This is a genomic window from Nocardia higoensis, assembly GCF_015477835.1.
Classification (GTDB): Bacteria; Actinomycetota; Actinomycetes; order Mycobacteriales; family Mycobacteriaceae; genus Nocardia; species Nocardia higoensis_A.
This window is the reverse complement of sequence record NZ_JADLQN010000001.1, coordinates 2,212,411-2,237,114: the sequence shown is the minus strand read 5'-3', so window position 1 is coordinate 2,237,114 and position 24,704 is coordinate 2,212,411. Positions and strand designations below refer to the sequence as shown.

General features: G+C 70.1%; 19 protein-coding genes. 10 read left to right on the top strand and 9 right to left on the bottom strand.

Going from position 1 to position 24,704, the window contains the following annotated elements; translation table 11 throughout:
- The first annotated feature begins 53 nt into the window (after positions 1 to 53).
- The 4 genes from IU449_RS10110 (at position 54) to IU449_RS10095 (ending at position 11,105) form a co-directional block, all read left to right on the top strand.
- Complete coding sequence (locus IU449_RS10110) at positions 54 to 6,668, top strand: type I polyketide synthase (RefSeq protein WP_228803873.1); 6,615 nt, start codon at positions 54 to 56, stop codon at positions 6,666 to 6,668.
- Complete coding sequence (locus IU449_RS10105; protein ID WP_195001575.1) at positions 6,665 to 8,047, top strand: aminotransferase class I/II-fold pyridoxal phosphate-dependent enzyme; 1,383 nt, start codon at positions 6,665 to 6,667, stop codon at positions 8,045 to 8,047. Before IU449_RS10110 ends, IU449_RS10105 begins: the two co-directional genes overlap by 4 nt.
- A 279-nt stretch (positions 8,048 to 8,326) precedes the next feature.
- Complete coding sequence (locus tag IU449_RS10100; protein ID WP_195001574.1) at positions 8,327 to 9,517, top strand: serine hydrolase domain-containing protein; 1,191 nt, start codon at positions 8,327 to 8,329, stop codon at positions 9,515 to 9,517.
- Between the two features lie 67 nt (positions 9,518 to 9,584).
- Positions 9,585 to 11,105 (top strand): alpha/beta fold hydrolase, encoded by a 1,521-nt coding sequence (locus tag IU449_RS10095; RefSeq protein ID WP_324188159.1) that lies wholly within the window; start codon positions 9,585 to 9,587, stop codon positions 11,103 to 11,105.
- Between the two features lie 43 nt (positions 11,106 to 11,148).
- On the opposite strand, the gene IU449_RS10090 is transcribed toward IU449_RS10095, so the two are convergent.
- The 4 genes from IU449_RS10090 to IU449_RS10075 form a co-directional block, all read right to left on the bottom strand.
- Positions 11,149 to 11,793 (bottom strand): response regulator, encoded by a 645-nt coding sequence (locus IU449_RS10090; protein WP_195001572.1) that lies wholly within the window; start codon positions 11,791 to 11,793, stop codon positions 11,149 to 11,151.
- Positions 11,781 to 13,040: a sensor histidine kinase gene (locus IU449_RS10085; RefSeq protein WP_195001571.1), complete on the bottom strand. Its 1,260-nt coding sequence runs from the start codon at positions 13,038 to 13,040 to the stop codon at positions 11,781 to 11,783. Before IU449_RS10085 ends, IU449_RS10090 begins: the two co-directional genes overlap by 13 nt.
- Before the next feature lie 332 nt (positions 13,041 to 13,372).
- Positions 13,373 to 14,122, bottom strand: coding sequence for an SDR family oxidoreductase (locus IU449_RS10080; protein ID WP_195001570.1), 750 nt, complete (start codon positions 14,120 to 14,122; stop codon positions 13,373 to 13,375).
- Positions 14,123 to 14,260: 138 nt separating this feature from the next.
- Entirely contained in the window at positions 14,261 to 14,629 is a 369-nt protein-coding gene (locus IU449_RS10075; RefSeq protein WP_195001569.1) for a hypothetical protein, read from the bottom strand.
- Positions 14,630 to 14,913: 284 nt separating this feature from the next.
- Here IU449_RS10075 and IU449_RS10070 point away from each other — a divergent pair, with 284 nt between their 5' ends.
- Entirely contained in the window at positions 14,914 to 16,068 is a 1,155-nt protein-coding gene (locus tag IU449_RS10070) for an N-acetylmuramoyl-L-alanine amidase (protein ID WP_195001568.1), read from the top strand.
- Between the two features lie 111 nt (positions 16,069 to 16,179).
- Positions 16,180 to 17,262 carry a CobW family GTP-binding protein gene (locus IU449_RS10065; RefSeq protein WP_195001567.1) on the top strand — a complete coding sequence of 361 codons (1,083 nt, stop codon included), beginning with the start codon at positions 16,180 to 16,182 and terminating at the stop codon, positions 17,260 to 17,262.
- Positions 17,263 to 17,326: 64 nt separating this feature from the next.
- Here IU449_RS10065 and IU449_RS10060 read toward each other — a convergent pair whose 3' ends face one another.
- The 3 genes from IU449_RS10060 to glp are packed head-to-tail and all read right to left on the bottom strand — an operon-like array spanning position 17,327 to position 20,079.
- Positions 17,327 to 17,821 carry a molybdenum cofactor biosynthesis protein MoaE gene (locus IU449_RS10060; protein WP_416382122.1) on the bottom strand — a complete coding sequence of 165 codons (495 nt, stop codon included), beginning with the start codon at positions 17,819 to 17,821 and terminating at the stop codon, positions 17,327 to 17,329.
- Positions 17,814 to 18,821, bottom strand: a complete 1,008-nt coding sequence (gene moaCB / locus IU449_RS10055; protein ID WP_195001566.1) for a bifunctional molybdenum cofactor biosynthesis protein MoaC/MoaB — start codon at positions 18,819 to 18,821, stop codon at positions 17,814 to 17,816. Before moaCB ends, IU449_RS10060 begins: the two co-directional genes overlap by 8 nt.
- Positions 18,822 to 18,873: 52 nt before the next feature.
- Positions 18,874 to 20,079, bottom strand: a complete 1,206-nt coding sequence (gene glp / locus IU449_RS10050; protein ID WP_195001565.1) for a gephyrin-like molybdotransferase Glp — start codon at positions 20,077 to 20,079, stop codon at positions 18,874 to 18,876.
- Positions 20,080 to 20,200: 121 nt separating this feature from the next.
- Here glp and moaA point away from each other — a divergent pair, with 121 nt between their 5' ends.
- Positions 20,201 to 21,259: a GTP 3',8-cyclase MoaA gene (gene moaA, locus IU449_RS10045; protein ID WP_195001564.1), complete on the top strand. Its 1,059-nt coding sequence runs from the start codon at positions 20,201 to 20,203 to the stop codon at positions 21,257 to 21,259.
- Positions 21,252 to 21,494 carry a MoaD/ThiS family protein gene (locus IU449_RS10040; protein ID WP_195001563.1) on the top strand — a complete coding sequence of 81 codons (243 nt, stop codon included), beginning with the start codon at positions 21,252 to 21,254 and terminating at the stop codon, positions 21,492 to 21,494. Before moaA ends, IU449_RS10040 begins: the two co-directional genes overlap by 8 nt.
- A 100-nt stretch (positions 21,495 to 21,594) precedes the next feature.
- Here the strand turns inward: IU449_RS10040 and nadE are convergent, their stop codons facing one another.
- A complete protein-coding gene (gene nadE, locus IU449_RS10035) occupies positions 21,595 to 22,419 on the bottom strand; it encodes an ammonia-dependent NAD(+) synthetase (protein ID WP_195001562.1) in 825 nt (274 codons plus the stop codon).
- 4 nt (positions 22,420 to 22,423) lie between these two features.
- Positions 22,424 to 23,050: a TetR/AcrR family transcriptional regulator gene (locus IU449_RS10030; RefSeq protein ID WP_416382158.1), complete on the bottom strand. Its 627-nt coding sequence runs from the start codon at positions 23,048 to 23,050 to the stop codon at positions 22,424 to 22,426.
- A 144-nt stretch (positions 23,051 to 23,194) separates the two neighbouring features.
- Between IU449_RS10030 and IU449_RS10025 the strand changes: the two genes are divergently transcribed.
- The gene (locus IU449_RS10025; RefSeq protein WP_195001561.1) at positions 23,195 to 23,761 is read left to right on the top strand and encodes an NAD(P)H-dependent oxidoreductase; all 567 of its coding nucleotides are present in this window, start codon (positions 23,195 to 23,197) and stop codon (positions 23,759 to 23,761) included.
- 644 nt (positions 23,762 to 24,405) lie between these two features.
- Positions 24,406 to 24,639 (top strand): redoxin NrdH, encoded by a 234-nt coding sequence (locus tag IU449_RS10020; RefSeq protein ID WP_040797603.1) that lies wholly within the window; start codon positions 24,406 to 24,408, stop codon positions 24,637 to 24,639.
- Positions 24,640 to 24,704 lie beyond the last annotated feature (65 nt).

The window sequence follows — 24,704 nt, the reverse complement described above, 5'->3', positions numbered from 1 at the left end:
CGTCCCGGTGGGTTCCGCCTCCGGCCCGGTGTCGAGTACGCAAGGAGTTCCCGTTGTCTGACATCGCCATAGTCGGAATCGGTTGCCGGTACGCCGGTGGCATCGATTCACCGGAGTCCTTCTGGGACTTCCTCGTCGGCAAAGGCGACGGCGTCGTCGACATCCCGGCCACCCGCTGGGATGTCGACCGCTACTACGACCCCGACAAGCGCACCCCCGGCCGCATGTACACCAAGCGCGCGGCCTTCCTCACCGGCGACCCGTGGGCGTTCGACCCCGACTTCTTCGGCATCTCCCCGCGCGAGGCCGCGTCGATGGACCCGCAGCAGCGACTGATTCTCGAGGTCGCCTGGGAGGCGCTCGACGACGCGGGCATCGCGGGCCGGGTCACCGGCGCGCCGGTGGGCGTCTATGTCGGCGCCTTCACCCTCGACCAGCTGGCCGTCTCGGTGGCCGGGGACGCGCTGCCGCACGTGGACATGCACACCGCGGTCGGCGCCTCCTACACCATGCTGTCCAACCGGATCGCGTACGCGCTCGACCTCGTCGGGCCCGCGGTCACCGTGGACACCGCGTGTTCGTCCTCGCTGGTGGCACTGCACCTGGCCTGCCAGGCGCTCGACAGCGGCGACTGCGCGGTCGCGATGGCGGGCGGCGTCACCATGCTGCTGCAGCCCGAGCCCTTCGTGTCCATGTGCAAGGGTGGCTTCCTGGCCACCGACGGGCGCAGCAAGCCGTTCGACGCGGCCGCCGACGGCTACGGTCGCGGTGAGGGCTCGGGCATGGTCGTGCTCAAACGCCTCGCCGACGCCGAACGCGACAGCGACCGGATCTACGCGGTGATCAAGGCGACCGGCGCGAACCAGGACGGGCGGACCACCGCCATCACCGTGCCCAATGCCGACCTGCAGGAGGCGCTGGCCAGGACGGTCACCGCGCGGGCAGGTATCGCGCCGCACGAGGTCGACTACGTCGAGGCACACGGCACCGGAACACCCGTCGGCGACCCGCTGGAACTGCGGGCGATCGGCCGGGCCTACGGGCAGGCGGCACAGCGCTCCCGGCCGCTGGGCGTCGGCTCCGTGAAAGGCCAGCTCGGCCACACCGAGGCGGCCTCCGGCATCGCCAGTATCATCAAGTCCGCGCTGGCCATCTCCCACCGCACCATCGCGCCACAGGGCTGGCTGAACGAGCCCAACCCGGACATCCCGTTCGACGACCTGAACCTGCGCCTGCAGTGCGAGGTCGAGCCGGTGGGCCCCGAGTCCGGGCCGATGACCATCGCGGTCAACGGTTTCGGTTACGGCGGCACGAACGCGCACGCGATTCTCCAGGAGTACGTCGCGCCGGAGGCGGGCGAGCGCGCGCCGCGCCACCACGGCGTGCTGCCGCTGTCGGCCCGCAGCGAGCAGGCGGTGCGTGAACTGGCGCGCGGTTTCGCCGAACTCGTCGCCGAGGGCGCGGACCCCGGCCGGCTGGCCGAGGCCGCGTGGACCCGCCGCAAGCATCATGCCTACCGGGCCGCCGTGCCGTTCGGCGACGACGCCGAGCTGGTGCGCGGACTGGTCGAACTGGCCGACGGCACGGCGCGCGGCGCGGCCAAGGTCGTTGCGCAGCGCACCGCGGAGCCGGTGTTCGTGTTCACCGGCATGGGCCCGCAGTGGTGGGCGATGGCCCGCGGGCTGCTCGAGGCCGGCGGGGTCTTCGCCGCCGAGGCGCTGCGGATCGACACGGTGTTCCGGGAGATCGCCGGGTGGTCGATCGTCGAGGAACTGCTGCGCCCGGAGGAAGAGTCACGGGTGACCAGCACCGAGGTCGCCCAGCCCGCGAACTTCCTGGTGCAGGTCTGCCTGGTCGTCCTGCTCGACGAGCTGGGCATCCGGCCCGCCGCGGTGGTGGGCCACAGCGTCGGCGAGGTGTCGGCCGCCTACGTCACCGGCATGCTCTCGCTGCGCGACGCGGTCACCGTCAGCGTGCACCGCGCCCGGTTGCAGGCGACCACGGCGGGTTCGGGCGGCATGCTCGCCGTCGGCCTGACGCCGGAGGCCGCCCGCGCTCTCATCGACGACGACGACCGGGTCGACATCGCCGCGATCAACAGCCCCAACGCGGTCACCCTCGCCGGCGCGGTGGAATGTCTCGATCAGATCGCCGAAAGTCTTACCGCGCAAGGTGTTTTCGCCAAACGCCTGCACGTCGAGGTGCCCTACCACAGCTATCTGATGGATCCGATCCTCGACAAGCTGCGCGAAGCGCTCGCCGATCTGGTCGTCGAGGCGCCGGTGCTGCCGCTGTACTCGACTGTGACGGGCGCGCCCGTCACAGTCGGTGACTGGGATGCCGAGTACTGGTGCGCCAATGTGCGTCAGCCGGTGCGGTTCGCCGACGCCGTGGCAGGGCTGATCGGCGACGGCAGCCGGGTCTTTCTCGAGGTCGGCCCGCACCCGGTGCTCGGCGCGAACATCAGGGAGATGCTGCTGGGCGCGGGGGAGACCGGCACCTCCGTGGCCACCCTGCACCGCAAGCAGGACGACGCCGACAGCATCCGCCGCACCCTGGCCGGCCTGTATGTCGCCGGCGTGCTGGACACCGACGCCCTGTTCGCCGAACAGCCCGTCACACCGCACCTCGACCTGCCGCGCTACCCATGGCAGCGCACCGTGCTGCGCGCCGACCTGCCCGTGTTCGTCCAGCGCAGGCACGGCACCCCCGGCGGTTACCCCATGCTCGGCGATCCGGATCTGGGCGAGCCGACCACCGCGTGGACGGTGCGGCTGAGCGTCGGGGCGATGCCGTGGCTGGCCGATCACGTGGTCGGCGGCACGCGCATCCTGCCCGGCGCGGCCTACCTCGACGCCGCCCTCAGCGCCGCCGCGCTGCGCACCGAGTCCACCCGGGTCGCGGTGGCCGATGTGCGGTTCGTCGCCCCGCTGGTGATCGAGGAGGGCGATGCTCCGGTCGTCGAGTTGCGGGTGGAGGAGGCCACTCACCGGTTCGTGATCCGCTCGCACGGCGCGGCCGCCGACACCTGGACGGTCAATGCCACCGGCCGCCTGGTCGACGGCGTCTACGAGCCGACTCCGGTGGAACTGCCCGAGCCGGACGGCATGCACGCGATCGACCCGGCCGATTTCTACGCGGGCCTGGCCGCGCGCGGCCTGGACTACGGCCCGACGTTCCGGCGCGCGACCTCGGTGCGGGTGCGCGACACCACCGTGCTGGCTACCCTCGACGGCGAGATCGCCCGCGACTCGGCGCACCTGGCGCATCCGTGCGTGGTCGACGCGGCACTCCAGAGCATCGCCGCGCTGCTGGTCGGCAGCGGAAATTCCGGGGACGGGGCCATGGTGCCGGTCGGCGTGGAATCCGTGCGCGCCTTCGCGCCGATCCCCGAGCAGGTCGACGTCCTCGCCCGCCTGGACCGCGCGGGCGAGCCGCGCGCCGACATCGACCTGCTCGGCACCGACGGCACGGTGGTGCTCCAGATCCGGGGCATGCGTTTCGGCTCTATCGCCCCCGGCCTGGGCGCCTTGCGCCGGATGGCCGGCTTCTTCTACGAGAACCGCTGGGAGCTGCGCGATCCCGTCGACCCCGCACTGCTGCCCGCCCCGGAAGAAGTGCACACCGTGGTGATCGACCTGGCTCGCGAAGCCGGTGCGCGCACCGCCCGGATCGCCGGGCTGCTCGCGCGGCCGGAGGTGCTCGCCGCCGGTGAGCCGGGCGGCACCGATCTCGGCGCATCGGTCGTGGCGCGACTGCACGCGGCCGTCGCCGCCGAGGGCGTGCGGCGGCTGCACGTGGTGGTGGTCGTCCCCGGCTCCGCCGAGACCGGACCCGCCGACCTGGACATCCTGTGGACGCTGCGCGAACTCGCCGTGGCACTGGAAGGCTTCGTCGAGGTCCGCATCGACCAGCTCGGCGTGGACATGCCGATGATCGGCGACGGCTCGATCCATGTCACCGTGGTCACCGAACAGGCCTACGCCCACCCGGACGGCGACACCGCCCCCGACCCGGTGCACGCCGCCGTGGCGGGCGCACGCCGGGTCCTGCTCAACGAGCAGCCTCGCCTGCGCTGGCGTCTGGTCGACCTCGACGCCGACACCGGCGACGCCGAGCTGGCGGCCGAGCTGAACATCCCCGGCGCGTTCAGCTACGACAACGTCGACGAGGTGTTCCTGCGCAACGGCCTGCGCTGGGTGGCAGCGGTGTCGGCGACGCTGCCCGAGCGCATCGAGGCACTGGACGAGGCCGTCCCGCTCACCGATCCGGAGGCGAACTTCGCGCTGGAGATCCCGTCCGCACGGGTGTTGTCCCGGCTGGCCTGGCGGGCCTGCGGTCGCCGCGCGCCGGGCGCCGGCGAGGTGGAGGTACGGATGCGGGCGGTCGGCCTGAACTACAAGGACCCGCTCAAGATCATCGGCGTCCTCTCCGAACGCGACCTGGCCGACACCTTCTTCGGCAGCTCGCCCGGTATGGAGGGCATCGGCGTGGTGACCCGGGTGGGCGAAGGCGTCACCCACGTGGCCGAGGGCGACACCGTCAGCCTCGGCTGCAAGGACATGATCCGCCGGTACAACACCACCGCCGCCGATCTGGTCAGCCGCCTCGATCCCGACACCGAGCCCGGCCACTGCACCAACTCCACCGCCTTCGGCACCGCCGAATACGCGCTGGTCGAACTGGCGAGGTTGCAGCCGGGAGAAACCGTGCTCGTGCACGGCGCGGCGGGCGGCGTCGGATCGGCCGCCACGCAGATCGCGACACTGCTCGGCGCCACCGTGATCGGCACCGCGAGCACCGCCGAGCGCCGCGACTGGGCCCGCGCACAGGGCGCCGACCATGTCCTGGACTCGCGGTCGCTGAACTTCGCCGAGGACGTGCTCGCACTCACCGCAGGCGCGGGCGTCGACGTGGTCGTCAGCACCGCCCCCGGCGACATCCTGCGCGCGAACTTCACCGCTGTCGCCGAATTCGGCCGGATCGTGGAGATCGGCAAGGCCGACATCTACACCGGCGGCCAGCTCGACCTGCGCCATTTCGACAAGAACGTCTCCTACCACTCGCTGGATCTGGACCGCATGCTCGCCCGGCGGCGCGCGTCGACCGTCGAGCTGCTGCGCCGGGTCAACGCCAAACTGGCCGACGGCACCTACCGACCGCTGCCCTACACCCTCTACGGCACCGCGGACGTGGCCAAGGCGTTCGAGGAGGTCGCCCGATCCACTCGCATCGGCCGCGTCGCCCTCGATTTCGACGAGACCGCCCCGATGGTGCGCCCGCGCCTGACCGAGGTCGAGATCGATCCCCGTGCGCAGTACCTGGTCACCGGCGGCTACGGCGCGTTCGGCCTGGCCGTCGGCCGCTGGCTGGTGGACCGGGGCGCCACCCGGCTCACCCTGCTCGGTCGCAGCGGACCCGGCAGCGACGCCGCCCGCGCCCAGCTCGCCGTCTGGCAGGAGCGCGGCATCGAGGTCACCGCCGCCCGCGGCGATGTCACCGACACCGCGGCCATGACCGACCTGCTGCGCGAACTGCACACCCCGGACCACCCGCTGCGCGGCATCTTCCACACCGCGGGCGTCCTGGACGACCGGCGCGTCACCACCATGGACCGCGACAGCCTCGCCGCGGTCTACCGGCCCAAGGTCGAGGGCACCAGGGCACTGACCCACGCGCTCGCCGAGGCCGGCGCACGCCCGGACATGTTCGTGCTGTTCTCCTCCGGCAGCGCCATCTTCGGCGGCGTCGGCCAGTACTCCTACACCGCCGCCAATATCGCCATGCAGGCCCAGGCCGACGCCATCGTCCGCGACGGCGGGGCGGCACTGGCCATCGGCTGGGGGCACATGTCCGGCGGCGGCATGGCCGAACACGACGACAACATGGCCCGCTACCTGCGCAACACCGGGTTCGATTCGATGCCGCTGGACGAGGGCACCGAATACCTGGAGAAGGCGCTGGAACTCGGCCTGCACCACCACGCCGACATCATCGCGATCGATTGGGGCAAGGTGGCCGCCTCCGGCCCGCACTTCGCCCAGACCGCCCGCGTCGCCGAACTCATCGCCGCCGCGGCCCAGGACGACTCGGAGACCGCCCGGCTCGCCGCCGCCCTGCGCGAACTCGACGAGGGCAGGCGCGGCGAGGTCGTCGCCTACATGCTCGCCGAACAACTCGCCACCGTCATGGGGGTCTCCGCCGAATCCATCGACCTCGCGGTCCCCGTGCCCGAACTCGGCCTCGACTCGCTCATGGCCGTGGAGTTCGGCGCGCTGGTGACCAAGAGTCTCGGGATCGACCTGTCGTCGCTGAGCATGGGGCGCACCTTCACCCTCGAACAGGCGGGCACGCGCATCGCCGAGCAACTCGTCGGCGGCGGGACGGGAGCCGCCGCATCGGCCGCCACCGCTCCGGCGCCCGGCTCGCTGGAGAACTCGCCGGCGATCGCGGCCTCGCCGGGGGAGCTGGGCGCTACAGCGCAAGGCGCATCCGCCGGGGCGACGGTGACACCGACGGCGACGACAGGACCCACGGCACCGGCGGCGGGGACTGCGGCAGCGGCGACTGCGGGGACCACCGCGGCGGATGCGCCGTCCGCAACCGCCGGACAGACGCAGGCGTCGGCGGGACAGCAGCCTGTCGGCAGGACGGAGGTCGAGCAGTGAGTGAGTCCGCTCGAGACCTGGCGCGGAAACTGTTGTCCAGCAGCGGTTCCGATGTGACGAAGACGAGGGTGACGCATCCGCAGGCGCGGCCACCGGTGCGTCCGGCGGGGGCATCCACGCGACGAGTCCGCGGGCCGGGCAAGCAGTTCACCGACCATCCCGAGGTCGCCGCGACCGTGGCCAAGCAGGCCGCGATCGACAAGCTCTACGGCGACAGCTCCATGCCCAATCCGCTGTTCCTGCTGCGCTCCGGTCCCAATGCCGCGACCATCGAGGCGGACGGGCGCGAGCTGATCAATTTCAGCGCCTACAACTACCTGGGCCTGGCCGATCATCCGCGGGTGGTGGCGGGGGCGAAGGCCGCGCTGGATCGCTACGGCGCCTCGGCCTCGGCGAGTCGCATCCTTGCCGGGGAGATCCCGTTGTACCGCGAACTCGAGACGCGGCTGGCCGAGATCTACGGCGTCGGCGACGCCATGATCACCACCAGCGGGTACCTCACCAACGCGGGCGCGCTCGGGTTCCTCCTGCGCGACGGCGATGTGGCGGTGTGTGACGCGCTCATCCACGGCAGCGTGGTCTCCGGCACGCAGTGGTCGGGGTGTCGCCGGATCACGTTCCGGCACAACGATCCCGAGGCGCTGCGCGCGGTCCTGCGGATGTCGCGGGCCGGCTTCGATCGTGCGCTGGTGGTGCTCGAGGGGCACTACAGCATGGACGGCACCGTCGGCCGGATCGACGAATTGACCGCTGTGGCACGGGAATACGACTGCGCGGTCATGATCGACGAGGCGCATTCGTTCGGCGTCTTCGGTGATCGCGGGCACGGCATCCGCGAGCACTACCGGCTGCCCGCCGACGCGATCGATCTGTGGATGGGCACGCTGTCGAAAGCTCTCGGCAGCTGTGGTGGGTTCCTGGCGGGCGACGCCGATCTCATCCGGGCCATGAAGGCGGCCGCCCCCGGCATCGCCATGCTCACCGGTGGCCCCGCGCCCGCCGCGGCTGGGGCCGCGCTCGCCGCGCTCGACGTGCTCGAGGAGGAGCCGGAACGGCTGAATCGGCTGTGGGCCAACGCGAAACAGTTCACCGCGCTCCTGGCGGAGCGCGAGCTGGATCGTGGTCTGTCCGAGGGCACCCCGATCTGCCCGGTGATCGTGCCCGGTGAGGTGCGCTCGGGTTTCGTTTCCTCGTATCTGCTGCAACGCGGCGTGTACGCGGGCAATATCTCCGCACCCGCGGTACCCGCCGGTGCGGAGCGGCTGCGCTTCTTCCTCACCAGCGAGCACTCCGAAGAGCAACTGATCCGGGCGGCGGACCTGCTGGCCGAGGCCGTCGATCATTCCCGGCACCTCCCCGATCCCACCCTCGCGACCTAGCGCGGAGCCGGGAGCATTTCATGTTGCCGCCGAGGTGGGCGTGTGGGCGATGACGGTGCATAAGTGGCGGAGTCGTTTCATCGAGTACGGGCCGGCTGGTCTGGCCGATGAGTCGATGACCGACTGACGTGGTGGTGCTGGCACCACCACGTCACGCCGGCAGGCGGTACCCGGCATTCGGGTGCGCGCGGCATAGGCGCGAGGACTCTGGATTCCTAGGCTCGAATCGTCGGGGACGCACCCATGTCTTTCGACTCGAACAAGAGGAAGACACTGCTCATGAACCCATTTCGGCGCACCTCCGGTACAGCGGCTCTCTCGGTCGTCGTGGCGGGCGCGGTGCTCGCCGCGGCCGCGTGTGGTGGTGAGGCGTCGGTGAGCTCACCGGACGAGGCGGCGAATACACCACCGTCCGCCGTGGCCACCGCGATGGACACGCTGATGCGTCAGGGGTTTCCCGGTGTGCAGGTGGTGATCGACGGACCCGCCGGACATCGAACGTTCACCGCGGGGGTCGGTGATCTCGACACTCGCGCGCCGTTCCCGGACGACGCGCGCGTGCGGATCGGCAGCAACACGAAGACCTACGTGGCGACGGTGATCATGCGGCTGGTCGCCGAGGGCAAGGTCGACCTGGACGCGCCGATCGAGCGCTATCTGCCAGGAGTGGTGCAGGGCAACGGCAATGACGGCAGCCGGATCACGGTGCGGCAAGTGTTGCAGCACACCAGCGGAGTGCCGGACTACCTCGGTCAGGGCGCCGGCGACGGTATCACCGGCCAGAATTCGGACAAGATCGACCCGGACGAGGAAGCGCTCCGGTGGCAGCGCTTCGAGATGACCGAGCTGATCCGCCGGGCGATGACGACGCCGCCGCAGTTCGAACCGGGCGCGAAGTCCGTCTACACGAACACCAACTATCTGCTGGCCGGTCTGCTGATCGAGCGGGTGACCGGCAATCCGGCCGCCGACGAGATCGGGCGCCGGATCCTCGAGCCGCTCGGCCTGCGCGACACCTATGTGCCCGCTGTCCGCGAAACCAGCATCCGCGGCCCGCACGCCCGTGGGTACCACCGGATCGATGGTAAGTCTGTCGATTATACCGAGCTCGACGTGTCCTGGGGCGGCACCGCGGGTGACATGGTCGCCAGCGCGACCGACCTCAACCGGTTCTTCATCGCGCTACTGTCCGGAAAGATCTTGCCGCCTGTGCAATTGGCTGAGATGAAGCGCACAGTGCCGTTCGACCGCATGCCGGGCGCCGATTACGGGCTCGCGCTGATCCACCGGACCGCGCCGTGTGGCAAAGAGGTCTGGGGGCACGGCGGCAGCATTCCAGGCTTCGAGACACGCAACGGCGTGACGGCTGACGGCACGGCGGTGACCGTCACGGTCAACCAGTTGCCGACCACCGAGGAGGAGGCCGATGCGGTCCTCGGTGTGCTGGACGCCGCCCTGTGCACCTCATGAGCGCCCGGCCCACCGACTACCACGGCCCCTTTATCGAGTGCGGCCGACAAACTTCCGAGGAGTATCAGTGAAACGCGCGAAAGGACTGACGGTCGTCTTGACCGCCGTCACCGGCCTGGTGGTCTGTGCCGGTCTGGTCGGTTGTACCGGTTCCGAGGCCGAGGCGACGCCGCACACCGCGGTGCCGGACCGGTTCGCCAGTCAGCAGGTGGATTGGAAAGCCTGCGGGGATCCGAAGTTGGACGAGGCCGGGGCGCAGTGCGCCGAGGTCACTGTGCCGCTGAATTACGCTGATCCACAGGGTCCTACGCTCACGGTGGCGATCTCTCGGCTCGCCGGAACCGATCCCGCGCCGCAGCGCGGCGTCATGCTGTCCAACCCTGGCGGTCCCGGTGGTGCGGGTCTGGACTTCATGGTCGACGTCGCAAAGGCGATGACGCCCGAGGTGCGGGCCCGCTACGACCTGATCGGCATGGATCCGCGTGGCGTCGGGCGCTCGTCCGCCGTCGACTGCCGGTGGCCGATCGGCTTCGGGCTGCATTCGGCGGGCCTGGACGCGGCAGGTTTCGCGGAGTCCGTTGCGATACAAAGCGATCTGGCCGCCCGCTGCGCCACCGCCGAAGCGGCTCGACTGCCTTACATCACCACCCGCAACACCGCGCGGGACATGGATGTCATCCGCGGTATTCTCGGCGCGGACAAGATCAGTTACTTCGGCACCTCGTACGGCACCTACCTCGGTGCGGTGTACATGCAGATGTTCCCCGAGCGCAGCGATCGGATGGTGCTGGACAGCGCGGCCGACCCGGACACCTACGGGTCGGTCGGCATGGTGCAGGCGATGGGTCCGGCCAACGAGGCCGCGCTCGACCTGTGGGCGGATTGGGTCGCGGCGCGCGACAATGAATACCACTTCGGCACCAGCCGGGCCCAGGTTCGCGGCGCTGTCCAGGACCTGATCGAACAGGCTGCCGACAAGCCGATCCGGGTGGGCGAGTACGAGGTCGACGAGCACTGGCTGCCGGTGGTGCTGTTCGTCGGACTGGACAGCCCGGCCCAGTACGGGATGCTCGCCGGTCAGATCCGTACCATTGCCGACGCCGCCGCGGGTAAGTCCGCCCATCCTGACGAAACATTGGACACCACATTAGGATTCGTGTTGAAGGCACGGCCGGGCGAAAATTCGGCACAGATGGCCATCATGTGCGGTGACGTCGCCGCACCGCGGGATCCAGGATTCTATTGGCGCAACATCGAGGCTGCCCGCGCCGCCGAACCGGTGTTCGCCGGATTCACCAACAACGTCACACCGTGCACGTTCTGGGCCCCGCCCGCCGAGCCGACCACGGTGGTGCGCAATGCGGTGCCCGCCATGATCGTGCAGTCCACCGGTGACACCCGGACCGTGTACGACGGGGCGGTCGCCCTGCACAACGATTTGAGCGCGTCCCGCATGGTCACCCTCCAGGATGTGCAGACCCACTGGATCTTCGGGAGCTACCAGAACTCCTGCGTGTACTCGGCGGTGAACGCCTACTTTCGCGACGGCACGCTGCCCGCCGACGACATGACCTGTCGAGCTGACTGACCGGTGCCCGGTTGCGGCCCTGAACCCCCACGGGTTCAGGGCTTCAAGCGTTCAGGTAGGTCAGTACTGCCAGCACCCGACGATGGCCGACATCTTCGGTGGAGAGCCCGAGCTTCGCGAAAATGTTCCGAATGTGTTTGTGCACAGCGCCTTCGCTGACCACCAGCCGCTCGGCGATGGTCGCGTTGTTGTGGCCCTCGGCCATCAGGGCGAGTACCTCGCGTTCGCGGACGGTCAGCGCGGCCATCGGGTCGTCGGCCTTGCGCCGCACCAGCAGTTGCGAGATCACCTCGGGGTCCATCGCGGTACCACCCGCCGCGACCCTGCGCAGCGAATCGAGGAAACGATCCACCTTGCCGACCCGCTCCTTGAGCAGATAGCCGACACCGCCCATGCCGTCACCGAGCAATTCCGCGGCGTAGCTGTCCTCCACCCAGGACGACAACACCAGCACCGGCAGTCCGGGGTGCAGCTTGCGCGCACTGACGGCCGCGCGTAAACCGTCGTCGGTGAACGTCGGCGGCAGGCGCACATCGACGACGACCGCGTCCGGCCTATCGGCGGCCACCGCCGCGAGGAAATCGTCCGCGTTGTCCACGGCGGCCACCACTTCGATGCCCGCCGTGCTCAGCAGCAACACCAGGCCCTCCCGCAGCAGGGCATTGTCCTCGGCGATCATGACCCGCACGGCAACTCCACCCGCACTACAGTAGGCCCCCCGGGTGGACTGATCAGTGTCATCCGGCCGTCGAGCGCCTCGGCCCTGCGCCGGATCCCGGCCAGCCCGCCGCCGTAGGTCTCCACGGCGCCGCCTACCCCGTCGTCGTGGATCTCGATCGTCAACAGGTCGGGCGTACCGCCGAGCACCAGGGAGACGCCCGCGGCGCCGGAGTGCTTGGTGGCGTTGGTGAGCGCCTCGGTGATGACGAAATACGCTGCCGCCTCCACCGCGGCGGGACGTCTGCCCACCTCGCGGAGATCGAGCGCACACGGGATCGGGTTGCGGGCGGCCACCGCAGAGACGGCACTGGCCAGGCCACGATCGGTGAGCACCGGCGGGTACACGTTGCGCACCACGTCACGCAGTTCGGCGAGCGCGGCCGTCGCGGTGTCCTGCGCCTTGCGCACGAGACCCTGCGCCGTTTCCGGATCCTGTTCGCGCAGTTGGTCGGCCAGCCCGAGCTGCATGATCACCGCTGCGATCCGTGACTGCGCGCCATCGTGCAGGTCACGCTCGATCCGGCGCAGCTCGGCACCGTGCGCGTCCAGCGCGGCGGCCCGGGTCGCGGTGAGGGCCGCGACCCGGTCGGCCAGCATGGCGCCCTCGGCCGGTTTCAGCAGGGCGTGGGTGGCCATCGCCTGCCAGCGCGCGGCCAGCGGAAGCTGCAGGGTCACCAGGGCCACCGGGAATGCCAGGAAGAAGCTCAGTATCGCCTTCGGCCACGAGTCGACCGCGAAACCGAAACTGGCGAACTCCTGCCCCGGCGGCATCAGCTGCCAGAATCCCGGGATCGCCAGATGCATGAGGGTGCTGAGCGGCAGCGCGATGGCGAACACCGCGAGATAGGTGCCGGTCAGCGCGTGTGTGGCCAGCCAACCGAGGTCCCGGCGGTTCGCCGGATCGGTGAGCACCGTCGCGACCCGCTGCCGCAGGCCACCGGTGATCGGCTGATAGGCCTCCGACGCCTGTTCACCGAGATACTGTGCCGCCCTGTGGCGATCGAACGACACCAACGGCCGGACCAGCCGAATCACCTCGGGCAGCGCCGGTATCCCTACGCCGATCAGGCAGAAAGCGCCGACGATCAGCAGGCCGACCACCGCGAGCAGCGCGAGCAGCGCGGTGACACCGCCGACCGCCAGGTACCAGACAGCGTCCGGCAGCCGCCGTGCTTTGTCTCGCGCGGAGCGTAGGGCCTCGATCACGCTCGTCATGGTGTCAGAACAGGACGCGACTGCGCCCGGCCGGTGCCCACCGTGCCGGCGGGCAGGTGTGGGCGACGCGGCTGGTCGCGTGCGCACCACAGACAGCGGCCATACTCCAGGACTGCGCCACGTCCGACCCCGACCTCGGCGGCCCCGTCCTCGCCACCACGAATCCTACAGTCGGCCAACAGATTTCAGACGCGAACCTTCAGCGTGTGCGACGAAGTGCCCGGCCGGGCCCTGTTCCCCCCTCCTGGATCAGGGACCGGCCGGGCAGGAACAAACATCCCTCGGGGGTCTTGACAGCGTCTTACAGAGCGCTTAATAGGCCGGTCACGGGGTCAGGCCAGCTTCACGACCACGCTGTCCGGCAGATGCGGCAGCACGAGGTCGATCACCCGCCACGGCCAGCCGGGCACGCAGGCCCGTCGCTTCTCCCGCTCGATCGCCGCGACCATCGAGGACACGCCCTTGTCCAGCGGCGCGACCAGCTTCGCGTCACCGGCGTTGTCGGACATGTCGGTCCGGATGAAGCCGGGCTGGATCGTGGTGACAACGATGGGCGAGCCGCGCAACTCGGTAGCCAGCGCTTCGCCGAGCGCGGACAGCCCCGCCTTGCTCGCGGAGTACGCCGCCTTGGGGCCGGGCAGCCCGCGCACCGCGCTCATCGACGAGATCAGCACCAGATGACCGCTGTCCTGGTCACGGAAGATCTCCAGCGCCGCCTCGGCCTGCGCCATCGCGCTGACGAAATTCGTGGTCGCGGTCGCGAGATTGGCCGAGGCACGGCCGGTGCCCAGCCGCGCGCCCTTGCCGATGCCCGCATTGACGATCACCCGGTCCAGACCGCCGAGTTCGTCGCGCAGCTCGGCGAACACGCGTGGCACCGCCGCGTGGTCGTCCACATCCAGTGCGCGCACGGCGACGGTGATCTCGGGATGAGCCCCGATCAGCTCGGCGCGCAGGTCTTCGAGCAGGTCCAGCCGCCGAGCGCACAGTGCGAGATCACGGCCCTTCGCGGCGAACGCGCGTGCCATTCCCGCGCCCAGGCCCGAACTCGCGCCGGTGATCACAATCTTGGTCCTCGTCATGGCCGACCCTAACCAGCCCCGCCCGACGCCCGAGCCCCCACCCCGCCCGGCGGTACCCTCCCGGGCGCGGCGGCGCACCTGTTCATGGCTTCGCCGCAGGCTCGTGCCCCGCGCCCGCTCCGGTGGGCGGCGGTGGCCTCAGCCTGCCGAGCCGGTCGGCGCGGCGGCGGGCACCATGCGCCAGACCCCGCAGTTCTCGGTGCGGAATGCCACGTCGGTGGCCTCGATGACCACACGGCCGGGCGGCTTGCGGGTGTAGTTGTTGGCGATGATGTAGGTCAGGTCGCTGGTGTCGCCCACGACCTTCCAGAGCCTGCGCCAGTCGCAGGGACGGTCGGGATCGGAGGTGCCCGGCGCCTCCCAGGTGCCGGGAGCGATGTCGACCCCTACCGTGTAGAGCCCGTCCTCGGCGATGACGGTGGCGGGCTCGGCGGCGGCGATGCCCGCACCGAGCAGTGTGGCTGTGCCCGCCAGTGCCCCGGCGATCATCACTGTGCTCGCGCGCATGTGCGCTCTCCTCGACGTCGTCGGCCGTCCTCGTCGACGGCCGGAGTTCCCCTGGACCCGAGGTGAGATCTACCAGAAACAAACTGCGTATTCGGGGAAATGGCGAGATTCAGGTCACATGTGTGGAGCTGCACGTATGACCCGCCCCCGGCAAGGGGTAATGGGTTGCGGTTCGGTAACTAGGGCTTGCCCGAATGGTGCAGTTGTTGCCAGAGTGAGTTGTTGGGTTTGGTGTTGCCAATGGGAAGGGAGGGGCGCTGCGGTTACCGAGCGCCGACCGATACATGAAGCCGACCATCATCGCCGCCGCGCTCGCCCTCGTGTTCACCGGACTCGTGCCCGCCGTGGCCGCCGCCGTCCCGGCCGACTCCGAGTCGGCCACCAAGCTTTCCGGCCACACGATCTTCCTCGATCCCGGGCACCAGGGCCCGAACCATTCGGAGAACCTGTCCCGGCCGGTCGACGACGGCCGCGGCGGCACCAAGGAGTGCCAGACCACGGGCATGACCACGGTCAACGGCGTCGCCGAGCACACCATCACCTGGAATGTCGCCCAGCTGGTGAAGGCCTCGCTGGAGAGCCTCGGCGCGCAGGTGGTGCTCAGTCGCCAGGACGACAGCGGCTGGGGCGGTTGCATCGACGAGCGGGCCCGGGCGGCCAACGAATCGGGCGCGACCGTGGCGGTCAGCATCCACGCCGACAGCGGCCCGGCCGCCGAGCGCGGCTTCCACCTGATCGTGCCGCAGCTGCCGATCCCCGACGCTGACGCCGATCGCGCCCAGTCCGGCGCGGGCCGGGCCGTCTCGCAGTCGGTCCGCGACGCCTACGTCCAGGCCGGTTTCTCGCCCGCCACCTACGCGGGCGTGAGCGAAGGTCTGCAGACCCGGTCCGATGTCGCGGGCCCGGCGTTGACGACGGTTCCCCTGGTGTTCCTGGAGATGGGCAACGGCGCCAACGCCGAGGACGCCGCCGTCCTCGAATCCGCGGGCGGACAGCTCGAACACGCCATCGCTCTCACCACGGGCATCGTGGGCTACCTGCTCGATACGCCCGTCGCCGGTTCGGAGGACCTCCTCGCCGGGACCGAATCGGACTCCACCACTCCCGATCCGAAGACCCCCGCCCCGAAGACCTCCACTCCAGGTACCGCCCCGCGGACCTCGACCCCGGGTGCTGCGCCCAGCACCTCCACTCCGGGTACCGCCCCGCGGACCTCCACTCCGGGCGCCTCGAGCCTCGAAGCCGTCACCCCGACAGACGTCGATACCGCACCGCGAACCCCGGCCGAGCCGGATACCACCGAAGCCGTTCTTGCCGAACGCGCGGCCCAACTGCTCCTGCCGCTCCTCGGCGCACTCGGCAAGGGCGAGGACGCGATAACCGCCGAGCTGATCAATCTGGCTTACACCCTGGCGGCCACGTTGTTCGCCCCCGCCTGACCGAGACCGCCCAACCGGACGCCGGCCCGCGCTATCCGGCTTCCCGTCGCCGTCCCGCACGCCTGCGACCGAGCCGAGGAGAGCCGGTGTCGGCCGCCTACAGTGGTCCGGGTGAGCGAGCGAATTCCTGTGCTGATCGTGGCCGGTTTTCTCGGATCGGGAAAGACGACGCTGCTCAACCGGATGCTGCACGACAGCGGCGGCACGCGCATCGGCGTGGTGGTCAACGACTTCGGAGCCGTGAACATCGACGCCATGCTGGTGGCCGGGCAGGTCGACGCGATGGTCTCGATCGGCAACGGATGCGTGTGCTGCGCGGTGGATGTGGGCGAGCTCGACGAGATGTTCGAGCGGTTGACCCAGCCGCAGGCGGGCATCGATGTGATCGTCGTGGAGGCCAGCGGACTGGCCGAGCCGCGCAATCTGATCCGGATGGTGATCGGCAGCGAGAATCCCCGGATCTCCTACGGCGGACTGATCGAGGTCGTGGACGCCGCCGAGTTCCCGGCCGGCCGCGAGCGACATCCGGAGCTGGTGACGCATCTGCGGCTGGCCGACCTGGTGGTGCTGAACAAAGCGGACCGTGTCGGCCCGGGCGACCTCGAGCGATTGCGTGCCGAGATCGCGGCGCTGACCGCGCCGGTACCGGTGTATGTGACCAGCTTCGGCCGCATCGACCCCGGTCTGCTCTTCGACGAGCCGGCACGGGAGCGCACCCCGGTCGCCGAACAACTCAGCTTCGACGAGCTGTGGCGCGAGTACGACCGGCTCGGCGATCCCGAACACGACGACCACCGGTGCGCGGACGGCTGCGACCACGACGCGGGCACCCACCGCCACCTGCACGACGACTACACCAGCGTCAGTTTCACCAGTGCGCAGGCACTCGACCCGCGGCGGCTGGTGAGCTTTCTGGAAAGCCCACCGCCGGGACTGTTCCGTGCCAAGGGCATCGCCGAATTCGCCGTGGACGGGCAACACCGCGTGTTCGGCCTGCACGTCGTGGGCAGGCACATCGTCTTCGAGCCCCGCGGGTGGCGACGCGGCGAAGACCAGGTCAGCTCCTTGGTGCTGATCGGCGCGGGCCTACCCGCCGAGGACGCGCTCGACCGATTGCGCGAGACGGTGCACACCGGCCCCGACCCGCTCGACGCCCAGGAACTGCTGGGCGTCTGGCAGTACACCCCGCACTGAGCCGACCCGCCGACGCTCTCGGAGAGCGGGTGCGCGTGCACCGCTGCCCCTCGGCACCGCGCCCTCAGTGACAGGCGTTGACCCACTCCGACAACCCGTCGGCGAACTGCTGCCGCTTCCAGATCGGCACCTCGTGCTTGATCCGGTCGACCAGCTCCGCGCAGGCGGCGAACGCCTCGGCCCGATGTGGCGCGGCCACCGCCACCACGATCGCCAGATCGCCGATACCGAGATCGCCCACGCGATGCTCGGCGGCGACGGGCAGTCCGGTGCTCGTGGCGATGGCCTCGCAACACACGCGCAGGAAATGCGCGGCCCGCGGATGGGCGGAATACTCCAGCGCCGACACCGCCTGACCGCCGTCGTGATCGCGGACCTTGCCGGTGAAGACCACCACGGCGCCGTGTTCGGGCCCGGTGACCGCGGCCTCGGCCGCGGCCGGATTCAGTGGCTGCTCGTTGATCCGCACCAGCCGCACGCCGGTGGTCGCACCGCCGGGCGGCGCCTCGGTCCCGTTCCCCGCCACGCTCTTGCTGGTGGTCATGGGACTCTCACTCATGGGTACCGCCTCCGGATACTTGCGCCAACAGATGATCCAGCAGCGGCTCGAGCACTGCCATCCCGTCTTTCACCCCGCCCGGCGAGCCCGGCAGATTCACGATCACGGTGCGGCCGGCCAGTCCGGCGACCCCGCGGCTGAGCGAGGCCAGCGGGAACGCCGCCGCACCCTTGTTGCGGATCGCCTCGGCCACGCCGGGCAGTTCGCGATCCAGCACCGCCAGGGTGGCCTCGGGCGTCGCATCGGTAGGCGAGGCGCCGGTGCCGCCGGTGGTGACGATCAGGTTCGGGGCCGTGCGCAGCGCCTCGGCCAGCCCGGTCGCGATATCGGCGTCGGCGTGCACCAACGGCCCGCGCACCGCGAAACCCAACCCGTCGAGCCATGTCGCCAGCACCGGGCCCGTGGTATCGGTGCGGGTGCCCGCCGCCGCGCCGGTGGAGGCCACCAGGACGACCGCCGAGCGGGCCGAGCCTGCCTCCTCACCCCCGTCGTCGGCCGTCGAATCACCCTGCGCCGCAACGTTTCGTGCGCTGTCGCGGGTCCAGTGCCCGCGCTTGCCGCCCTGTTTGGACACCAGTCGCACGTCGGTCAGGACCGCGGCGGGATCGACCGCCTTCACCATGTCGTGCAAGGTGAGCCCAGCCACCGCGACCGCCGTCAACGCCTCCATCTCGACACCGGTGGGACCGGTGGTCTTGGCGGTGGCCTCGATGGTGATGGCCTCGTCGGTGAAGCCGAACTCGACCTTGACCGAGGACAGCGCCAGCTGATGGCACAGCGGGATCAGCTCGGAGGTCTTCTTCGCACCGCCGATACCGGCCAGCCGCGCGGTGGACAGCACGTCGGCCTTCGGCAGATCGTCGGCGCGCACCAGCGCCACCACGTCCGGCGTGGTGCGCAACGCGCCGGCGGCCACCGCGATCCGCACGGTGTCGGCCTTGGCGCTGACATCCACCATGCGGGCGCGCCCCTCGGCGTCGACATGGGACAACTCGCTCATACCGTCAAGACTGGCACAACCGGGCACCCGCCCCGAATCCGTTCCGATCAGCTCACAATTCCCGGACCCGCACCGGCGCTCCCGCGGGCACCTCGGTGACCTCGGCGGCGATATCGATAAGCACCTCGGCCTGGGCCATGCCGACGATCAGATGCGAGCCCGGACCGGACACCGTCACCACGCCCGCCTCGGTCATCCGGCCGCGCAGGAACTGGCGTCGGCCCGCGGGCGAGCGCACCGGCTCGACCAGCGCCGTCTCGAACGCGCGTACGGCGGGCAATCCGGCCAGTCGGCGCAGCATCGGCCGGGCGAACACCTCGTAGGACACCAGCGTGCTCACCGGGTTGCCGGGGAAACTGAGCACGGGCACCCCGTCGATCACCGACAAGCCCTGCGGTCCGCCCGGCTGCATGGCCACCGATCCGAACTGCCCGCCGCGGGCGGACAGCACCTCCTTGACGACCTCGAAATCGCCCTTCGAGACACCGCCCGAGGTGAACACCACATCCGCCGAGCGCGTGGCGGCGGCGATCAGCCGGGCGAACACGGCCGGATCGTCGGTGCTGTGCTCCACCGCCACCACCTCCACCCGGTCGGCGGCGAGCGCGGCGGCCAGCGCGATGCCGTTGGAGTTGTAGATCTGGCCCGGCCGCAACGGCGTGCCCGCCGGGACGAGTTCGTCGCCGGTGGTGATCACCGTCGCGCGCACGGGGACGAACACCTCGACCCGCGCCACCCCGACCGCCGCCAGCGCGGCGATGTGGCGAGGTGTCAGCCCCGTGCCCGCGGACGCCAGCAGATCGCCCGCGCGCACATCGGTGCCCGGTTCACGGATGAAATCGCCGACCGCGCGGCCACGTTCGATCACCACATGGCCGTCCTCGATCCTGGTGTCCTCCACCGGGATCACGCAGTCCGCGCCGGGTGGGATCGGCGCACCGGTCATCACCTTCCACGCCCCGCCCGCGGGCAGCGGCGCCGAGCCCGCCTCGCCCGCCGCGACCACGCCCGCCAACGGCAGACAGGTGGGGGTGTGCCGCACGGTCGCGGCGCGCACGGCATAGCCGTCCATCGAGGAGTTGCGGAACACCGGCAGGTCGACCGGGGAGTACACGTCCTCGGCGAGCAGGCGGCCCGAGGCCGAGGGCACCGGCACGACCTCCGAGGACCGCATGGCGAGTGGCCGCAGAACCTGCTCGACGCGGTCGCGGTGTTCCTCGACGCCGACGGCGGCCACACCCGTTGCCCGTGCGCTCATGGCGTCAGCGTAGCGCGCCAGGTGATCTCACCGTCCGACGTGCCGGTTCGTGAGAACGGCAGGTGGGACCGGGTCGCCTGTCACTGCCACGGAAGAAGGGCCCTGCGGTCATAATGGAGTGATGACGTTGGTCGAGATGGGCATGCCCGCGGTGCGGTCACGGCGGCCCGCGCTCGACGGACGGCCCGACACTCCGGCACTGATCGACCGCTTCGGCCGGATCGCGCGTGACCTGCGGGTATCCATCACCGAGAAGTGTTCGTTGCGATGTACCTACTGCATGCCCGCCGAGGGATTGCCGCCCATTCCCGCCGACGAGCTGCTGACCGCCGACGAGATCGTCCGGCTGGTCGCGCTCGCCGTCGAGGAACTCGGTGTGCGCGAGGTCAGGTTCACCGGCGGTGAGCCGCTCATGCGCCGCGATCTGGAGCGGATCATCGCCGGCTGTCACGAACGGGTGCCGCATACGCCGCTGGCCATGACCACCAACGGCGTCGGGCTGGCCCATCGCGCGCGCGGACTGGCCGAGGCCGGGCTGCACCGGGTGAACGTCTCCCTCGACACTGTCGACCGGCTCGGTTTCACCCGCCTGACCCGCCGCGACCGGCTGGATTCGGTGTTCGCCGGCATCCGGGCCGCACGGGAAGCCGGTCTCGCCCCGGTGAAGATCAACGCGGTCCTGATGCGCCCGACCCTCGCCGGAGCGCCGGATCTGCTGCGGTGGTGCCTGGACGAGAAATGCGAACTGCGGTTCATCGAAGAGATGCCGCTGGACGCCGATCACGAATGGGCGCGGGCGAACATGGTCACCGCCGCCGAACTGCTCGAGGTGCTCGGCGCCAGGTTCACCCTCGACGAGGTCGGCCGTCTCGATCCTTCCGCTCCTGCCGAGAAGTGGCTCGTGGACGGCGGTCCCGCGACGGTCGGCATCATCGCCACGGTCACTCGCAAGTTCTGCGACACCTGTGATCGCACCCGGCTCACCGCCGACGGCATGCTGCGCTCGTGCTTGTTCAGTGATCAGGAATTCGACGTGCGCCGAGCGATTCGGACCGGTGCGGACGATGCCGAGATCGCCGAGATCTGGCGCGGCGCCATGTGGAACAAGTGGGCGGGCCACGGCATCGACGCCGACAATTTCGTCCCCCCGGAGCGCACGATGGGAGCCATCGGTGGTTGAGGTCCGCTATTTCGCCGCGATCGCCGATGCGGTCGGCAAGGAATCCGAACACCTCGAACTACCGCCCGGCGCGACGCTCGCCGACCTGCGTACCCGGCTGGCCGACACCTACGGCCCCGACCTGGACAAGATGTTGGGGGTGTGCGCCTACCTCATCGGCGACGAACTGACCCGCGACACGTCGGTGGCCGTCGGTCGTCAGGTCGACGTGCTGCCTCCCTTCGCCGGCGGCTGATCACTGCCGGGCTGAATACTGCCGGGCGGTTGGTCCCTGCCGGGTAGGTGATCGCGGCGGCGGGTGATCGTCTCCGGTGAAGGGATGGACCGAAAATCGCTCAGCGCCACCAGGTGTCGAGTGGAGTGACCGGTACCGTGCGCTTGTGGCGGGTGTCGAGGAAACGCCGCTCCACCCGTCCGGCGATCTCGTCGGTGACGTCCTTGCCCTCGAGGTAGTCGTCGATGTCGCTGTAGCGCAGGCCCAGCGCCTCTTCGTCGGGCAGCGCGGGACGGTCGTCCTCGAGATCGGCGGTGGGCACCTTGGACCAGGTGCTCGACGGGGCGCCCAGTTCCTGCAGCAGCGCCGCGCCCTGACGCTTGGTGAGTCCGGTCAGCGGGGTGAGATCGACACCGCCGTCGCCGTACTTGGTGAAGAATCCGGTGACCGCCTCGGCCGCGTGATCGGTGCCCACCACGAGCAGGTTCTCCTGCCCGGCGATGCCGTACTGGACCACCATGCGTTCCCTGGCTTTGATGTTGCCGCGCACGAAGTCTCGCAACCGGTCGTTGTCGAGGGCTCCGGCGACCTCCGCGCCCGCGGCGTCCGCGCTGGGCTTGACGTTCACGGTCACGGTGCGGTCGGGCCGGATGAATTCCAGTGCGATCTGCGCGTCGTGTTCGTCGGCCTGCACGCCGTAGGGCAGGCGCACGGCGACGAACGTCGCCGAACCGCCGCCTGCGCGGACCTGTTCGGCCGCGAGCTGGCACAGCCGTCCGGTCAGCGTGCTGTCCTGACCGCCGCTGATACCGAGCACGAAACCCTGTGCGGGAGTGGAGAGCAGGTACTCGGCCAGGAAATCGACCCGGCGGCGCACCTCTTCCGCGGGTTCGATCTTCGGCAGGACGCCCAATTCGGTGATGATCTGTTCGCGCAGGCTCGACATGAGGTCACTTTACTGCCGGACCGGCGCAGGCCACCTGACGGACGAATCGCTCCCAGTTCTCACAGACCTGTTCGAGGCCGCGGCCGAGCACGTGCAACTGGTGCATCACCAGGGGCGCCCCCAGCATCGCGAGCAGGCTGCCCGCGATCAGGTCGTGGTCGCCGGGGCTGCCAGCCTCCCGCAGCAGCACGACCATGTGGCGGTGCTGCAGACGATAGGGCGCACTGCGGAAGAAGCCGCTCGCCTCCCCGATCTCGGCCGCGCGATACAACTCGCCCTCCACCTCGATGTCCAGCAGCCGGGCACGGCCGAACGCGACGAGCCGTTCCAGCGGTGGCGCGCCGGGTCCCAGCGGCGGTGGTCCGAACATGAAGCTCTGCTGGAATTTGCGCTCGGAGTGGTCGAGCAGGGCGCGCAGCAGACCGGAGCGGTTGCCGAATCGGCGGAAGACGGTGCCCTTCCCGACGCCGGCGCGTCGAGCCAGCTCGTCCATCGTCAGGCTGTCCACGCCGTGTTCGCGCACGAGGTGCTGGGCGGCGTCCAGCAGCAACCGCCGATTGCGCGCGGCGTCGGCGCGCTCGCCGGTCGGCCCCACCGGCGGCGGGCCGACGGTCAGCGAGGTTCGGATGATCTCACCCGGTTCCGCGGGCTCGGGGGTTGTTCCGGATGTGACGGAGCTCACTACTGGTCGTGTTCCTCTCCGGGAAGTAATCGGACTGCGGTCCGGTTGATACCTGGTGACCGTGCGGACCTCATCAGTACATCAGGAGTTGTCATGAGCCAGACTCGAATCCTCGTGCTCGCCGGAAGCCTGCGCAGCGCCTCCATCACGCGCCGGATCGCCGAGGCGGCCGCGCGAACCGCGCCCGAGGGCGTCCAGATCGGCATCTACGACGGTCTCGGCGAGATCCCGTTCTACAACGAGGACATCGACGTGCCCGGTTCGCTGCCCGCCGCGGCCGAGCGCCTGCGCGCGGCGATCGCCGACGTCGACGCGGTCCTGCTGGTGACTCCCGAATACAACGGCACCCTCTCGGCCGTGCTGAAGAACGCCATCGACTGGGCGTCGCGCCCGTACGGCGCCGGCGCCCTGCGGGACAAGCCGGTCGGCGTGGTGAGCGCGTCGATCAGCCCCAACGCCGCGCGCTGGGCGCACGGTGACGCGGTCAAGGCCGTCGGGGTCGCCGGTGGCGTGGTCGTCGAGGCCGCGCACGCGCACTTCGGCGAGATCGGCGAGCGCTTCGCCGCCGCGCACCCCGGTGAGGACGCCGAGGCCGTCGCCGAGCTCGGCGCGTCGGTGCGTGAACTGGTGCGGGCGACCCGTGTGGCGGTGACTGCCTGATCCGTCGCGCGCCCGCGGGCGCGTCGCGCGAGGGGTCGTCCCGTCGGGGGCGGCCCCTCGGTGTGTCTCGGGCGAGGCTCGGCGTCCCGGTGGTCATCCTCGTGTCGGCTGCGGCGGATCGCGGCCCGCCGAGCCCTCGGCCCCTCGGTCGGTGCTCGTGCCGGTGGCTGGGTCGGGGATCGGGGTGATCGGACGGCGGCGGGCATGGGCGAGATGGTCACGATCTCCGGGCTGCCCCGGCCTCGATGTGACTGGTGTGCAACAGATGCCCTGCGGGTGGTTCAGTGAGAGGTGCGGCGGGCGTGACCAGCGGGGCAGGAGAGTTTGCTGGGAAGGCGCTGCGCAACGGAATTGTGATGTCGAACACCGACGTGTCGGGTTGCGAATCGGCTGTCCAGGGACTTGTGCGGCGTAAATCCCATCAATGTTGTTCGCAACATGTCGTGTTGTGGAGAAGTGTCGCCCACTAGGTGTAGTGTCTTGCCTACTGGAAGACGGGGTGTGGCACTTTCGCTCAGGTGATGCCGACAACGGGATGAGCAGGGCCTACCGCACCGGGTCCAGGGAGTTTGCGCAGCGCAAGTCGATCACGCAATGCACATGGATCACCGGCTGTGGATCAGGCAGAGGAGAGAGGCAGATCAATGACCGTCACCGTGTACACCAAGCCCGCTTGCGTTCAGTGCAACGCCACCTACAAGGCCCTCGACAAGGCCGGGGTGGACTACGAGGTCGTCGACATCAGCGAGAACCCCGAGGCGCGTGACTACGTCATGGCCCTGGGGTACCTGCAGGCGCCGGTCGTCGTGGCGGGGGAGGATCACTGGTCCGGTTTCCGCCCCGATCGCATCAAGAACCTCGCCACCGTCGCGGCCTGAACGCCGCACACGACCGAGGGCACGCCCGCCGATCCGGGCCGGGCGGCCCGAGGGGGCATTCGAGG

Excerpts from the sequence above, each read along its gene's own strand:
- IU449_RS10100 (WP_195001574.1), top strand. The coding sequence starts at position 8,327 with ATGAACCCATTTCGGCGCACCTCCGGTACAGCGGCTCTCTCGGTCGTC.
- IU449_RS10085 (WP_195001571.1), bottom strand. The coding sequence starts at position 13,040 with ATGACGAGCGTGATCGAGGCCCTACGCTCCGCGCGAGACAAAGCACGG.
- IU449_RS10080 (WP_195001570.1), bottom strand. The coding sequence starts at position 14,122 with ATGACGAGGACCAAGATTGTGATCACCGGCGCGAGTTCGGGCCTGGGC.
- IU449_RS10075 (WP_195001569.1), bottom strand. The coding sequence starts at position 14,629 with ATGCGCGCGAGCACAGTGATGATCGCCGGGGCACTGGCGGGCACAGCC.
- IU449_RS10070 (WP_195001568.1), top strand. The coding sequence starts at position 14,914 with ATGAAGCCGACCATCATCGCCGCCGCGCTCGCCCTCGTGTTCACCGGA.
- IU449_RS10060 (WP_416382122.1), bottom strand. The coding sequence starts at position 17,821 with ATGAGTGAGAGTCCCATGACCACCAGCAAGAGCGTGGCGGGGAACGGG.
- moaCB (WP_195001566.1), bottom strand. The coding sequence starts at position 18,821 with ATGAGCGAGTTGTCCCATGTCGACGCCGAGGGGCGCGCCCGCATGGTG.
- glp (WP_195001565.1), bottom strand. The coding sequence starts at position 20,079 with ATGAGCGCACGGGCAACGGGTGTGGCCGCCGTCGGCGTCGAGGAACAC.
- moaA (WP_195001564.1), top strand. The coding sequence starts at position 20,201 with ATGACGTTGGTCGAGATGGGCATGCCCGCGGTGCGGTCACGGCGGCCC.
- nadE (WP_195001562.1), bottom strand. The coding sequence starts at position 22,419 with ATGTCGAGCCTGCGCGAACAGATCATCACCGAATTGGGCGTCCTGCCG.
- IU449_RS10025 (WP_195001561.1), top strand. The coding sequence starts at position 23,195 with ATGAGCCAGACTCGAATCCTCGTGCTCGCCGGAAGCCTGCGCAGCGCC.
- IU449_RS10020 (WP_040797603.1), top strand. The coding sequence starts at position 24,406 with ATGACCGTCACCGTGTACACCAAGCCCGCTTGCGTTCAGTGCAACGCC.